The organism is Jiulongibacter sp. NS-SX5, assembly GCF_052828545.1.
Window position 1 is genome coordinate 3,115,909 of the sequence record NZ_CM128248.1, and the last position, 14,654, is coordinate 3,130,562.

The window sequence follows — 14,654 nt, forward strand, 5'->3', positions numbered from 1 at the left end:
AATGATTTAAAATCAGGCGGTTTCTACCTTCATTTCCTGCATAAGGGTAACCAGGTGACCGTCATTCACCTCTTTGATTTTATCAGCTAAATCCAGGAATCTGATATATGTTAGATCAATCTCCTCCTTATTAAGCTCATACCCTAGTAATTGTAGTCTGTGCTTCAGGGCGTGTCTGCCACTACGAGCCGTAAGAACAATATCAGATTTATCAACTCCAACCTCTTGTGGTGTCATGATTTCATAATTTTCAGCATGCTTTAAGAAACCATCCTGATGTATTCCAGAAGAGTGAGCAAAGGCGTTTCTTCCGATAATAGCCTTATTTGGCTGAACCGGCATACGCATGGTTTTAGAAACCAATTGACTCAATGGGTAAAGTAATTCAGACTTGATATTTGTGTAAGAGTCCAGTTCTTTATGAACTTTCAGTGTCATGGCCACTTCTTCCAATGAAGTATTTCCGGCTCTTTCTCCAATACCATTGATAGTAACCTCCACTTGTCTGGCACCAGCCTGTACACCTGCTATTGTATTTGCGGTAGCCATACCTAAATCATTATGATTATGCATAGAAAGGATAGCCTTGTCTACGTTAGGTACATTATTCATCAGATAGCTTACTCTGTCATGCATTACCGTTGGCAATAAGTAACCAGTAGTATCTGGAAGGTTTACTACAGTAGCCCCTGCATCAATTACAGCCTCGGTTAGTCTGGCTAAGAATTCAATATCTGCTCTACCGGCATCTTCAGCATAAAACTCCACGTCTTCTACAAAACGTTTGGCGTACTTCACAGCTTTAACTCCACGAGCCAAGATGTCGTCTCTGTTGCTGTTGAATTTATGTTTGATGTGAATGTCTGAAGAGCCAATTCCCGTGTGAATTCTAGGCTTCACAGCAGACTTTAATGCTGCGGCTGCAATCTCTATGTCTTTTTCAACCGCTCTTGTCAAACCACAAACAGTTGCATTTTTCACCACCTGTGATACAGCTTCCACAGATCTGAAATCACCAGGTGAAGAAACCGGGAAACCAGCTTCAATAACATCTACTCCGAGTTCATCCAGTTTCTGAGCAATCATTACCTTCTCGTCAATGTTCAGCTGACAGCCAGGTACTTGTTCTCCATCTCTAAGTGTAGTGTCAAAAACGTAAATTCGATTGCTCATTTTTTAACTGTTTGATGATTTAAAGGTAACAAATGTATCAGAAAGCATTCTAGGAAGGAAATGTGAGGATAAGTATTCATAGAAAAAGGAATAATATGCCAATGTGAGAACGTGATATTGAAATTTTATTCTAGCGAATGATGTATTATTCCTATTTTTACGCCCGTATTAAACAGCCAATAGCAATAACTTAACAGTTTATGTATAAAAAAACCAAGATTGTAGCCACTGTAGGTCCTGCTTCTGAGAGTAAAGAGATGCTTTTAAAATTAGCTCAGGCAGGAGTTAATGTATTCAGACTTAACTTTTCTCACGGAGATCATGCGGAGCATCTGACCAGACTTCAAAGAATCAGAGAGAATAACACGGAGAACAATCTGAAATGTGCCATCCTTCAGGATTTGCAAGGTCCGAAGATCAGAGTTGGTCAAATGGAAGGCGGTAATGCTGGAGTAGAATTAGTACCAGGCCATAAGTTCGTTTTTTGTAATGAAGACGTTGTAGGAAATGCTGACCGTGTAAGTACGCCTTACAAAGGAATGTACAAAGACGTGAAAGTAGGAGAGCGTATTCTGATGGATGATGGTAAGCTTGAGGTGAAGGTAACTGGCGTAGACACCGAAAAACAAGAAGTGATTACAGAGGTAGTTTACGGAGGGCTGTTAAAGCAGAAAAAAGGTGTAAACCTTCCGAATACTAATATTTCTCAACCTTCTGTTACCGAGAAAGATTGGAAAGACTTAGAGTTTGGATTAGAGCAAGACGTTGATTGGATAGCACTTTCTTTTGTAAGAACGGCAGAAGAGATTATCAAAATCAAGGAATATATCAAGAGCAAAGGTTCTCAGGCGAAAGTTATTGCCAAAATTGAGAAGCCTGAAGCTATCACCAATATGGATAGTATCATTGAAGCCGTAGATGGTATCATGGTGGCCAGAGGTGATTTGGGTGTTGAGATGCCTGGTGAAGAAGTGCCTTTGATTCAAAAAGAATTAGTTAGAAAATGTAATTTAGCTGCCAAGCCGGTCATTGTGGCTACTCAAATGCTAGAGAGCATGGTAGATAACCCAAGAGCAACCAGAGCCGAGATTGGCGATGTGGCTAATGCGGTATTTGATGGTGCTGATGCGGTAATGTTATCAGGCGAATCTGCAGCGGGTAAGTATCCTTTACTTGCTGTTGAAACTATGGCCAAGACTGTTCGCCAAGTAGAGCAAAATGCTGATGAGATTTACTTCAAGTACCATACAGATGTGACGCGTCCTGAGTACGTTTCTGAAGATAAAGACAACGATAACGTAATCGTTATGGGTTGTAGATTGGCTCGTGACCTTGATGTAAACGCAATTATTGGTTACACATCATCTGGTTATACGGCGGTGAGACTTTCTCATCACAGACCTAAAGCAAATGTGTACATCTTTACCTCAAACCAGAAGCTTTTAACTCAATTGAGCCTTTATTCGGGTATTGAAGTTATTTCTTCAGAAAGAATGCCGGAAAATCATGAAGGTAACCTTGTGGATGCTGCTCGTGACTTCTTAATTGCTGAAGGCAAACTCAAGTCTGGTGATAAATTCATCAATACCCTGAGTGTTCCGCTTCAGGCAGATAACAGAACAAATACTGTTAGATTAAGTGTGGTAGAATAAGATTTCAATTCATATTTTATGAAAAAGGGACTGGCTTTAGCCAAGTCCCTTTTTTATTGTCAAGTTTTATAAGAATGAGTGCGGGTAATTTAATCAAGCCACTTGTGTAGAAGCTCTTTTTGTGCCTCGGTAGCCTTTTGATTTTCACTTAGTACGTAGTTAGCGTTTGAATTTTCGCCCTCTTTCTTTAAGTCTAAGCCTGCATATCCAAAGTATTTGGTATAGTTTAATGGGGATGTGGAGTAGACAAAGCTAAATACTTCTGTGAGGTCTGTTTTGGCTACCTCTTCGCATACCGATTGAAACTCGGCATCGGTGAAGCCTCTACCCAGATCTTTATAATATCGCTGATACAATATTCGCATGACGTCATCCAGAGAATGTTCACTTTCAGTGGCGTGGCGAATAGCGAGGTCTAGAATGAAACCTACTATGGGGCCTTTGACATAATAACTTATGGATTTATCGGGTTCAGGTCCATAAGTACCAAATGGCCCATCTTGCCAGGTTCTAAAGCTAGATTCTATAAGCGTCTGATGTTCCTTTCCGGGATTAGACTCATATTGATTAATCGTTTTGGCCATTTGATCAAGTACTTCTTTTCTGTCAAGTAAACCGGCTCTTTGATTGACGATATATTCATAATAAACAGTAAGGCCTTCACTGATCCAAAGCTGTGTAGTTCTGCTGCCATTTTGATAGTCAAACGGGCCTAGCTCAAATGGTCTTATTCGTTTTACATTATAGTGGTGAAAATACTCGTGAGAGAGAAAATTATACAATGCTTTTTGGCTGTATTTTTTCTCAAAAGAGCTATTGTCAAAAGATACGGTGGTAGAATTGAGATGTTCTATACCGCCTCTTCCCGGACCGATACCAATAAATGTATATTCGTCGTAAGGGATATCATCAAAGATTTTTGAAGCTTCAGTTACTATACTTTTTAATGACTTCATGAGTTCTTTTTCTGGAACCTCTCCTGCATTATATGCCAGAAAACGATGCTTCTTGCCATTAACTGTAAAGGAAGGGTACTCATCCAGACTGCCGAGTAGGATAGGGCTATCATACAGAATGTCAAAATTCTCGGCAGAATAAACTCCTTTGACCTCTTTGAGCCCGGTGGCGATATCTCTGTATTTATCGTTGAAACGGAGTGTAACTTTATTTTTTAGGTTACCTTTTGAGTAAAAGAAAGTATTGGTAGGGATGATGTAAGCATGATTTTCATCAACATAACTATTGGCTACAAACTTCTTTAAGGTCTTAATGTCATATGTAAGGATGGTCTTTTTATTGAAATTTTTTATCTGCCAGCTGTTGTTTGAGGTTTTCGTCAAACTGCCCTTACCCTTAAGTTTTATATCAGTAATGTCTAAGGCATAATTCATGATTTGATAATAGCCCGGAGACCATTGCGGCATTATCAACTGTAGATTTTTCCCTTCAATTTCGTTAAATGACAAGGAAACGGTGTAGGTGTTTTCTTCGGCCTTGGTAAAGTCAATAGAGTAATTAAAAGTGTTTTGACCTACGGCCTGATTGAGGCCAAGAAAGAAAACGGCAAATTGTAGAACACCATTCTTCAAAATGGTGGGAATAGCTTTTTGTAATTTCATAATAGCTCAAGTTAGCTCGAAATAGAAAAAGCTAAGTGGAAAGAGAGAAAAAATATCTTACCGTACCAATGACTTAATAAAGGTAGTCACCATCCAAAGCCCATTTTGGAAGTGATCATTATTATTGACCACGATATCTGCTGACTTTTTAGTCGGTTTTATGAAGCTTTTATAGGTTGGTTTTACGTGGTTTTTCCATTGATACATCACTTCATCTACTGAGATTCCTCGTTCAGAAGTGTCTCTTTTCAGTCTTCTTTTGATCTTTATTTTCTCTTTGGCATCAACAAAAATTTTGAGGTTCAACTGCTCAGCAATAGACTCCTCATAAAAGACAAAAAGACCTTCAACCACTATTACAGGAGCCGGTTCATGTACCAGCATTTTAGGAACAGCATTGGGGTTATTAAAGGTATACTCTTCATGCTCTACTTTTTTGCCGGCCACCAAATCAGCAATATGGCTTGCGTATAACTCAAAGTCTATACACTCCGGTAGATCGTAGTTTGGAATATCATTTTCATCTCTGGGGATCTGGCTGATACTTTTGTAATAATTATCCTGAGAGATAAGGCAAACCTGCTCTTTTGTAAAGTGCTTTAGTAAGCTTTTGAGAAAAAGAGTTTTACCGGAGGCACTTCCACCCGTAATACCAATTACAAAAGGTTTAGAATGATGAATGTGATCCTTAAAGTCAGCCATTAGAGATTTGCAGTCAAAATTTCCGCAAAAGTAATACTTTAGGGCTTATTCGCCCTCGTAAATTGCAATTTTAGAACTCTTGTCAGATAATTTGTAGGCTCTGTACATCCCTTTGGTGTTAAATGGCATACTTACGTTTCCTTTAGTGTCAATGGAGATGATACCACCTGTGCCGCCTCTTTCTACTAATTTTTTGTTCACTACCTCATAGCCAGCTTGTTCTAGGGTCATTCCTTTGTATTCCATCAACGCAGAAATATCATAAGCCACTACCGAGCGGATGAAGAATTCACCATGTCCTGTGGCAGATACAGCACAGGTAGCATTATTGGCATATGTACCGGCACCAATTATGGGAGAGTCACCAACTCTGTTCCAGCGTTTGTTGGTCATTCCGCCAGTGGAGGTTCCGGCTGCCAGATTTCCATTTTTATCAAGAGCCACACAGCCTACTGTACCAAACTTGAAGTCTTCAGGAACGCTATAGATTAATGATGACTTCGGAGCTTTTTCAACATTTTTATCGTCATGGTCTAGCTCCGTTTGTTGTCGTTTGATTGCTCTTTGAAGAGAATTCCATCTCCTTTCGGTATAGAAATAACCAGGATCCACGAGTTCCAGATTTTGTTCTTTTGCAAAAGTTTCAGCTCCGCTTCCGGTCAATAATACATGCGGTGAATTTTCCATAACTGCTTTGGCTGCAGAAATTGGGCTTTTAATGGTGGTTACACCTGCTACTGCACCAGCCTTTAAATCATGACCAGTCATTATAGACGCATCCATTTCATTTTTTCCTTCATGTGTAAAAACGGCCCCTTTGCCTGCATTGAAAAGGGGTGATTGCTCCATCACCTGAATAGCTGCTATAACTGCATCTGCTGAGGCACCGCCGTTATCTAGAACTTCATAGCCAGCTTTAAGTGCTTCGTCAAGCTTTTCTCTATAGGCAGCCTCCATTTCATCAGACATGTTCTTTTTTAGGATAGTGCCGGCTCCGCCATGAATGGCTAAACCGTATTTTTGCTGTGCAAAGCAATTCACAGAGATAAAGAGAAGAAGGAGAAACTTTTTCATTGATTTGTTTATTTGTGTCTTACAAAGCCACTGTCCCACAAAAGGGAAATTGATATTTCAATAACTCTTTAGGTAAGTGGGCTTTATGCAAAATACCTTTAATAGTAGACAACGGGAAATGAATGTATCGATACTTGGCTGTGGTTGGTTAGGATTGCCCCTGGCTCAATACTTAATCTCAAAAAAATACAAAGTAAGAGGGAGCACCACGAAAGCGGAAAAGCTGCAAATACTTGAGGAAAAAGGAATTCAACCTTTTTTGGTTGATTTATTAGAGGCTAAACCTATTTCAAAAGAGTTTTTTGAAAGCAACTTACTGATATTAAATGTTCCACCAGGAGTAAGAAGAAGAAATGTAAGCGAGCATCTGGAAGAGTTGGACGGCTTGTTTGAGCGAATGACCGGAAATACACCAGAGAAGTTGCTTTACATTAGTTCTACCTCAATTTATGCTGATTTGAATCAAGAAGCTTTTGAAGAGGATGCAGATTCTCAAAGCGATATTTATAACATAGAACAGTTGATCAAAAGCAAGTGTGAGTTACTGAGTATACAGTGTACGATTTTAAGATGCGGTGGCCTGATGGGTTATGGTCGGGTTCCTTGCAAGTATTATTCCGGCAAAAAGGATCTTGATCTGCCTGATAAGCCGGTGAATTACATACATAGAGATGATGTGATTGGCATCATTGATCGTATTATTGAAAAGGGAGCTTGGGGAGAAGTTTTTAATGCCGTTTGTCCTCAAAAACCGATGCGTAAGGAAGTTATAGCTGATTGCTCAAAACGCACTTCTTACACTGAACCAGAATATGCTGCTTCTTTAGAACCTGTAAATTTTAAAACCGTTAGTTCTTTGAAAGTAAGAAATGAACTGGCTTATCAATTCAAATACGAGAGTCCGCTCGATTTCCCTTATTAAAAAGGTGTTTTACAAACCTTACGGTGCATTACCCAATTCAATACGTAAGCTGAGGCCATAAGTATAGAACCAATAATTGAGTAAAGATGATTGTGAGCCAGAATATTTAGAAAGTAGAATACTGAAGATGAAATGAGCAATGCAAAAGGCAGGCTATTTCTATGCAACTTATAATCTCGAGATAATAAATACACTGCGATTGCCAAACTGGAAACAATAATGGCGTTCTCAATATAGGCAGGGAAAAGGTGCTCGCCTACTGTGGGTAAGAGTACCAACAAAAAAGGCATACTCAGGCAATGGATGGCACATAGGAATGACATTCCAAGACCTAACTTGTACAGATGATGCGAGTATTTTTCTTTTAACTTCTTCAATTGGCTGCTGCAACAGGGTTGCAAAAGTACATAAATGCAACTTAATTGCAAATGCTTAAGTTCAAGATTTTATCTTTTTCTTTTAAGCTGTCCTTCCTGTGTTTTTGCAATTCATTTGATAACACTGTTCATAATAGAATTGATAGCTTATTCAGCTCAGTTATTCATGATGTTTCGGGTGCAGAAGACCAATTTTATCTTTTCAAATTCTTCAAATTGAGCAGGAACAAAAACGAATCATAGCAAGCATGCGTTTATACTAAAAATGCAAGATTTCTTTGCAAATTCTTTATATAGTATGCTTGCATAATGCTTATATTTAGGATAGATTTGTAATGGTATGCTTGCATACTATTATTTGTGATCCACTGCTTTTAGGTGGTCAATTACATATTGAAATAATTAATGCTTAATAAATCAGTATAAATGAATAGACGAATTAATAAAGTTGCTGTTTTAGGAGCTGGAATAATGGGAAGTAGAATTGCCATGCATTTTGCCAATATCGGCTGCAAGGTGCTGCTACTGGATATGGTACCTAGAGAGCCTAACGAAGCTGAAAAGGCAAAGGGCTTAGATACCAGTTCACCTGCTGTGAGAAATAGAATAGTAAATAGCTTATTTACTGCCGCACTGAAGGGTAAGCCCGCTTCTACATACTCCAAAGACGTAGCAAACAGAATAGAACTTGGGAACTTTGATGATGACATGGTCAAAATCAAAGACGTTGACTGGGTGATAGAAGTGGTAGTGGAGCGATTAGACATCAAGAAAATCATCTACGATAAAGTAGAGGCTCACAGAAAGCCTGGAACTTTAGTGACTTCCAATACCTCTGGTATACCAATTCATTTGATGTCTGAAGGTAGAAGTGAAGATTTTCAGAAGCATTTCTGTGGAACTCACTTCTTTAATCCACCAAGATATCTAAGACTTCTTGAGATTATTCCAGGACCGAAAACCGATCCAAAGATCATTGACTTCTTAATGAGTTACGGTGATCTTTATTTAGGTAAGCAGACAGTTCTGTGTAAAGATACCCCTGCGTTTATTGCCAATCGTTTAGGGATTTACGCTATGGTGCAGACCATCAGAGCTGCTCAGGAAATGGGCTTATCTGTGGAGGCTGTTGACAAATTAACTGGCCCTGTAGTAGGTCGCCCTAAATCGGGTACGTTCAGGTTATCTGATGTAGTTGGTCTGGATACTACGGTCAATGTTTGCAATAACCTCAAGGGAATACTTAAGACTGACGAATCAGTCTCAGCCTTTGATTTACCTCCTATCATGGCTACCCTGATGGAGAAAAACTGGCTTGGAGATAAAACAGGACAAGGATTTTACAAAAAGATCAAGGAGAATGGGAAGTCCGTAATTCTGGCATTGAATTTTGAAACCTTAGAATATGAACCGACTCAAAAGGTCAAATTCGATACCCTCAATGCCACCAAAAGTATTGACAGGCTAGCTGACCGTTTCTCTGTATTATTAAATGGTAAAGACAAGGCTGGGGAGTTTTACAGAAAAACTTTCTCAGATGCGTTTAAATATGCTACGAATAGAATTCCTGAAATAGCTGACGAATTATTCAGAGTCGATGATGCTATCAAAGCTGGTTTCGGCTGGGAGATGGGTCTTTTTGAAACGGCCGATGCAGTAGGTGCTAAGGCTTTTGTAGAGATCGCCGAAAAAGAAGGTAATAAGCCTGCTCAATGGGTTTATGATATGCTTGATGCCGGTGTTGAGTCTTTCTATAAGGTTGAAGATGGCAAGAAGTACTATTATGATATTCCATCGAAAGCGTACAAGCTTATTCCAGGCACAGAGTCCTTCATTATTCTGGATAATATTCGTAAAACGAATGTAGTATGGAAAAATGCGGGGTCATCTATCTTCGATTTAGGTGACGGTATTCTCGGTCTGGAGTTCCAGTCTAAAATGAACACGTTTGGGGCTGAGGTGATTGAAGGACTAAATAAGTCTTATGATTTGGCTGAGAAGGATTTCAGAGGTTTAGTTGTAGGAAATGACTCCAATCAGGCATTCTCTGCGGGTGCAAACCTGGCTATGTTATTTATGTATGCCATAGAGCAGGAATGGGATGAAATCTTCATGATTATCGAGCAGTTCCAGAAAACAATGATGAGAGCTCGTTATTCGTCAATTCCTGTGGTGACTGCACCACATACTTTAACCTTAGGTGGTGGATGTGAGCTAAACTTACATGCCGATAAGGTAGTAGCTGCAGCAGAGACTTACATGGGGCTTGTGGAAGTAGGAGTTGGTGTAATCCCAGGTGGTGGAGGAACCAAAGAAATGGCTCTCAGATGTTCTGATATGTACCAACCAGGCGACTCAGAATTAAATATTCTTCAGAATGCTTTCATGAATATTGCTCAGGCCAAAGTTTCTGGCTCTGCTCAGGAGGCTATGGAAATGAACTATCTAGTAAGCGGAAGGGATCAGATTGTTTTAAACAGGTCTCGATTAATCGCTGAAGCAAAACAAGCTGCTGTAGACCTTGCCGAGAATGGTTATACCATGCCTGTAAAGAGAAGTGATATTAAGGTACAAGGAAAAGCAGGTATAGCTCTTTTCAAAGCAGGTATTAAGGCTATGCGATTAGGGAATTATATCTCAGATCACGATGCCTTGATTGCTGATAAGTTGGCATACGTTATTTCTGGTGGTGACTTGAGTTATGCTCAAAATGTCACGGAAGAGTATCTGTTAGAGCTTGAAAGAGAAGCCTTCGTAAGCCTTTGTGGTGAGCGTAAAACACTGGAAAGAATGCAGGGACTATTGACAGGTGGCAAGCCACCAAGGAATTAAGTTCAAAGTCAGGGAGTAATTCTCCTGACTTTACATCTTAAGTCTTCCATCTTAAATCTTAAAAAAATATGAACGCATACATTGTTAAAGGATATAGAACGGCTGTCGGAAAGGCAGGGAGAGGTGGATTTAGATTCACCAGACCTGATGATCTGGCGGCTGAAAATATTAAATACTTATTAGAACAAGTTCCGGAACTTGACCCCGCCAGAGTAGATGATCTTATGGTGGGTAATGCTGTGCCAGAAGCCGAGCAAGGCATGCAAATGGCACGCTACATTGCTTTACTTTCAATGGGCAAGGTAGTCCCTGGTGTCACTGTAAATCGCTATTGTGGATCAGGTATCGAAACCATTGCAATGGCAGCAGCCAAAATTAATGCTGGTATGGCAGACTGTATCATTGCTGGTGGTACAGAATCAATGTCCCTGGTACCTACTATGGGATACAAAACTGCACTTAACTATGATATCGCCCAAAATAATCCTGACTATTATTTAGGAATGGGTTTGACGGCTGAGCAAGTAGCTCAGGATTATAAGATCGGTAGAGAAGAGCAAGATGAGTTTTCTTATCAGTCGCATATGAAAGCTCTGAACGCACAGAAAGAGGGTCTTTTTGAGGATGAAATCGTTCCGATAACCGTTAAGGAAACTTACTTTGACGAGAACTCTGGTAAGAAGAAAACCAGAGAGACTGTAATCAAGAAAGATGAGGGTCCTAGAGCTGGTACTTCCATGGAGGCATTAGCTAAGCTAAGACCGGTATTTGCAGCTGGAGGATCAGTAACTGCAGGGAATTCATCTCAGACTTCTGATGGTGCAGCTTTTGTTATCGTGATGTCTGAAAAAATGGTAAAAGAGTTAAATCTGGAGCCGGTGGCTCAAATGCTTTCTTATGCTGTAGCTGGCTGTGACCCTAGAATTATGGGTATCGGCCCTGTATATGCTGTACCAAAAGCTTTAGAGCAAGCTAATCTGAAATTAAAGGATATTCAGCAAGTGGAATTAAATGAGGCCTTTGCGGCTCAGTCATTGGCAGTAGTTAAAGAGCTGGATATTGATCCAAATATTCTCAATCCTAACGGTGGAGCTATTGCTCTGGGGCATGCTCTTGGATCTACCGGTGCTCGTCTCTCAGTTCAGCTTTTCAATGAAATGAGAAGACGCAAGCAAAAATACGGCATGGTAACCGCCTGTGTAGGTGGCGGCCAGGGTGTGGCTGGTATATATGAATTATTGAAGTAACACTTCGCACTTTCCGACAGACTAAAATAGATAGTATGGTCGTCCTCAAAAGAGGGCGACCATTTTTATTATCGGATCAGCTCAACATAACCTTTATAGCTGTTGATGTCGCCCAACTCTCTAAGACGATTGAATTCTACATTAATGGTATAGTAGTAGGTTCCTGCTGGTACTTCGTTTCCGTTAGTGGCCGTACCGTCCCAGCTTAAATTTGTGCCTTCACCATCTGCTATCAGAATTCCTTGTCGATTATAAATTTGATAAGTGATATTCTTGATGAACGCAGGGCAATCCATCGGCTCAAAGGTATCATTCACTCCATCGTTATTTGGGGTAAATACATTCGGGAAAGAAATCTTATCGCAGTTATCTGCACAGATGATATTTGAAGGCTCGCTCTCTACTTCCAGAACACTTACGGCCGTGACGTAATAACAGCCTACAAATCCATCAATAGCGTTTTTGACATGATCAAAAGAGGTGCTATTGCCATTTACAAAGGAGATTTGTTCAAAATTTCCATCCTCGAATCTCGAGTAGTAAATATTGTAGCGGATGATATCTGTTCTACACGTGGCAGATGGATTGGTCCATGTAAGGGTATTTGTAAAGGCGTTTTGCCCACAGAAGTCAGCTTGGTTAGCCTCTTCACAGCCAATATTATCAAGATTCATGACCAATGCACATGGCGGGGTTCTATCTGCAGGAGCCATACAGTAGATTTGTGATTCATTCTCTAGGAGGCCGAAAATCGAGGCTTCATTATCGTACGTTCCTACTGTTTTTACCTTATAACAATACACCACATTATTCTCCAAGGTAATACTTTGATCTCCATCTTCAAGATAATTATCTGTACCGTCGTCAATGTATTCATAGGTATTTGGCCCATTTACGTCCACAGTAGCTATGATATTGAAAACACCGGGATTGTCTTTGTCTTCACGATATACAAAGTGAGTTTGATTGTCATTTGACCAAGGTGTATTTGACGTCCATGAAAGGTGCACTTCCTGGTCGTCAGGTGTACCATCAAGTCTTACACTGGTTGCCGCCGGAGCTTCGCCCATTTCCTGATCACCCTCGTAGAAAAATGCCAATTTATAACGGTAAACCAACTCCTCCGTGTTTAATCCGGTGTCGTTATAAACGGTGTCTGGTGAACCATCAAGGTTTGTGGTGATTCTGTAAATCTCCTCAAAGTCATCTCCTCCCAAGCCTTCTGTTCTAAACAGGACATAGGTATAAGGGCCACTAAATTCAGTGGTGTCAAGACCAATTGGCCTACTCCAGATCACTTCAATTTCTCCATCGGTTTCATCGGTTTCTTCCACATTTACATGTGTAATAACGGGTACTCTTTTCGGTAATTCAGAACCAATACAAAATTCTGTTGAAGGAGCACTCTGCATACTATTGAAGTTTGAAACCTCAATATCTGATACCAATCTGTATGAATAGATTTGACCCTTCTCAGCAGTATTATCAAGGAAGGTGGTGTCGGTAAGGCCGACCTCTCCAATCTGTTCATATCTCCAGTCTCCAGGTATTCCTTGTTGACATTCAGCAGGATTTAATCCGCTACAGCCCACTTTTCTATACACATAAATTTTACCACCTCGTGTACATTCAGCATAAGGGAGCCAACTCAGTTGAACGCCTTCTTCAATTTCAGAGCCGGTAAGTCCTTTCGGTCGCGGTGGGTTTACATTTATTTTTACCGTTTTAATATCAACTAACTGCGTGATAAACCTACCTGGAGCATCTTCTACCTTGAAAAGCACATCGTAAGATTGTTCTCTTACGTGATCACAATTGGTTAGCCATTCAAAAGTACCTTTGATTGGGCTTGGTCTACTAGATTCAGCTGTGAAGACTGCTGCCTCATCTGGGATAAAACGTTGGAAGTTTCCTGCTGGGTCTACATTATATACACCACCCGAACTGGTCAGTTTTAGATTCTGGTCTTCGTCTTCATCGGTGGCTGAGACATCGAATTCAAACGGCTCTCCAGCTTCTACACACAAATCACCGGGAACTTCCAGCTCTGGTCGATTATTATCAGTTTCTACTACAATAATCTGCATATCTCTGACAATCTCCCCAATTTTAATAAAGGTGCCATCGGGTGCTTTTCTCCATTCTACCACCACAAAGGCCACATTGTATTGACCTATTTGTTGCGGAGCATCCCAAGTAAGATCTCCGGTTCTTGGGTCTATTTTGAAGGTTGCCGGTCCGGTATCATCTTCATTCCTTATCGGTGATTCTCCAACTGTACTTGGGTCACGGTATCCGATGATCGGAGCACCGATTCCGTTAGCTTCCATACGGTCTTCCATTGGTACAGATAATCTGTATGAAAGGCTATCGCCGTCAATATCAAAGGCACCCGGATTATGTATGTATTTCACACCGGCTGCAGCAGAATCCACAGGAATGTTTAGTAGGACAGGAGTGCTGTTTAAACCAAAAGAAGAATTGATCACTAAAGTTGTTTGAACAAAGAATGTGATATTATCTGAGGGTTGAGGAAGGTTAACAGTGGCTTCATTTCTGTTTGGGATACCACAGCTCACACGGTAAACGCCCGGTCCAGGGAAGGTAACTTCTGTTTCATAGGTATTTCTCACTGTAGAGGGAGAGATCAATATCTTCTCTTTTCTGGCAACTTTATAACTGACAACCCCATTATTGGAGAAGCCCGGGAAAAAGTCGACTTCCTCTTGAGCTTCATTGGCACTTCGTCCATTGATTTCATCAGTGTAGGTTGTCAATACTACCCGATAAGTCAGCGAAGTGTTCGATATCCTTGTGGCTGTTATTTCTCCGGCTCTCAGGTGAGTAGCGTACGCGTGGAATCCAGCCAGAGTCAGAAAGAAGATTAAAAAAAGAGAAAGTAATTTCTTCATGTATAGGTTTTTGACAGAAAGTCTAACGACCTCCTAATTAACGAAAATAACGAATACAATATTCTTTCGGATTGATTTAGATTGATTAGTAAACTATTTCAGTTTCAATTTAGTTTATTGTATGTATATACATGGATTAATACT

Annotated in this window: 10 protein-coding genes; 4 read left to right on the forward strand and 6 right to left on the reverse strand. The window is 40.3% G+C overall.

Annotation, left to right across the window (positions count from 1 at the left end; translation table 11 throughout):
• Positions 1–12: 12 nt before the first annotated feature.
• Positions 13–1,173, reverse strand: coding sequence for a 2-isopropylmalate synthase (locus tag ACUXV0_RS13820; protein WP_446190149.1), 1,161 nt, complete (start codon positions 1,171–1,173; stop codon positions 13–15).
• Between the two features lie 200 nt (positions 1,174–1,373).
• Here ACUXV0_RS13820 and pyk point away from each other — a divergent pair, with 200 nt between their 5' ends.
• Positions 1,374–2,825: a pyruvate kinase gene (gene pyk, locus ACUXV0_RS13825; RefSeq protein ID WP_446190150.1), complete on the forward strand. Its 1,452-nt coding sequence runs from the start codon at positions 1,374–1,376 to the stop codon at positions 2,823–2,825.
• An 89-nt stretch (positions 2,826–2,914) separates the two neighbouring features.
• Here the strand turns inward: pyk and ACUXV0_RS13830 are convergent, their stop codons facing one another.
• The 3 genes from ACUXV0_RS13830 to ACUXV0_RS13840 are packed head-to-tail and all read right to left on the reverse strand — an operon-like array spanning position 2,915 to position 6,220.
• A complete protein-coding gene (locus ACUXV0_RS13830) occupies positions 2,915–4,444 on the reverse strand; it encodes a M61 family metallopeptidase (protein WP_446190151.1) in 1,530 nt (509 codons plus the stop codon).
• A 57-nt stretch (positions 4,445–4,501) separates the two neighbouring features.
• Positions 4,502–5,146 carry a uridine kinase gene (gene udk / locus ACUXV0_RS13835; RefSeq protein ID WP_446190152.1) on the reverse strand — a complete coding sequence of 215 codons (645 nt, stop codon included), beginning with the start codon at positions 5,144–5,146 and terminating at the stop codon, positions 4,502–4,504.
• Between the two features lie 45 nt (positions 5,147–5,191).
• The gene (locus ACUXV0_RS13840; protein WP_446190153.1) at positions 5,192–6,220 is read right to left on the reverse strand and encodes an isoaspartyl peptidase/L-asparaginase family protein; all 1,029 of its coding nucleotides are present in this window, start codon (positions 6,218–6,220) and stop codon (positions 5,192–5,194) included.
• A gap of 118 nt (positions 6,221–6,338) precedes the next feature.
• Here ACUXV0_RS13840 and ACUXV0_RS13845 point away from each other — a divergent pair, with 118 nt between their 5' ends.
• Positions 6,339–7,142, forward strand: a complete 804-nt coding sequence (locus ACUXV0_RS13845) for an SDR family NAD(P)-dependent oxidoreductase (RefSeq protein WP_446190154.1) — start codon at positions 6,339–6,341, stop codon at positions 7,140–7,142.
• Here ACUXV0_RS13845 and ACUXV0_RS13850 read toward each other — a convergent pair.
• On the reverse strand, positions 7,139–7,519 hold the full coding sequence (locus ACUXV0_RS13850; RefSeq protein ID WP_446190155.1) for a MerC domain-containing protein: 381 nt from the start codon (positions 7,517–7,519) through the stop codon (positions 7,139–7,141). The genes ACUXV0_RS13845 and ACUXV0_RS13850 overlap by 4 nt on opposite strands.
• Before the next feature lie 426 nt (positions 7,520–7,945).
• Between ACUXV0_RS13850 and ACUXV0_RS13855 the strand changes: the two genes are divergently transcribed.
• Both ACUXV0_RS13855 and ACUXV0_RS13860 read left to right on the forward strand, forming a co-directional pair.
• Positions 7,946–10,351: a 3-hydroxyacyl-CoA dehydrogenase NAD-binding domain-containing protein gene (locus ACUXV0_RS13855; RefSeq protein ID WP_446190156.1), complete on the forward strand. Its 2,406-nt coding sequence runs from the start codon at positions 7,946–7,948 to the stop codon at positions 10,349–10,351.
• A 68-nt stretch (positions 10,352–10,419) separates the two neighbouring features.
• A complete protein-coding gene (locus tag ACUXV0_RS13860; RefSeq protein ID WP_446190157.1) occupies positions 10,420–11,598 on the forward strand; it encodes an acetyl-CoA C-acyltransferase in 1,179 nt (392 codons plus the stop codon).
• Between the two features lie 68 nt (positions 11,599–11,666).
• On the opposite strand, the gene ACUXV0_RS13865 is transcribed toward ACUXV0_RS13860, so the two are convergent.
• On the reverse strand, positions 11,667–14,510 hold the full coding sequence (locus ACUXV0_RS13865) for a T9SS type B sorting domain-containing protein (protein ID WP_446190158.1): 2,844 nt from the start codon (positions 14,508–14,510) through the stop codon (positions 11,667–11,669).
• Positions 14,511–14,654: the final 144 nt, after the last annotated feature.

Excerpts from the sequence above, each read along its gene's own strand:
- udk (WP_446190152.1), bottom strand. The coding sequence starts at position 5,146 with ATGGCTGACTTTAAGGATCACATTCATCATTCTAAACCTTTTGTAATT.
- ACUXV0_RS13845 (WP_446190154.1), top strand. The coding sequence starts at position 6,339 with ATGAATGTATCGATACTTGGCTGTGGTTGGTTAGGATTGCCCCTGGCT.
- ACUXV0_RS13830 (WP_446190151.1), bottom strand. The coding sequence starts at position 4,444 with ATGAAATTACAAAAAGCTATTCCCACCATTTTGAAGAATGGTGTTCTA.
- ACUXV0_RS13865 (WP_446190158.1), bottom strand. The coding sequence starts at position 14,510 with ATGAAGAAATTACTTTCTCTTTTTTTAATCTTCTTTCTGACTCTGGCT.
- ACUXV0_RS13820 (WP_446190149.1), bottom strand. The coding sequence starts at position 1,173 with ATGAGCAATCGAATTTACGTTTTTGACACTACACTTAGAGATGGAGAA.
- ACUXV0_RS13860 (WP_446190157.1), top strand. The coding sequence starts at position 10,420 with ATGAACGCATACATTGTTAAAGGATATAGAACGGCTGTCGGAAAGGCA.
- ACUXV0_RS13840 (WP_446190153.1), bottom strand. The coding sequence starts at position 6,220 with ATGAAAAAGTTTCTCCTTCTTCTCTTTATCTCTGTGAATTGCTTTGCA.
- pyk (WP_446190150.1), top strand. The coding sequence starts at position 1,374 with ATGTATAAAAAAACCAAGATTGTAGCCACTGTAGGTCCTGCTTCTGAG.
- ACUXV0_RS13855 (WP_446190156.1), top strand. The coding sequence starts at position 7,946 with ATGAATAGACGAATTAATAAAGTTGCTGTTTTAGGAGCTGGAATAATG.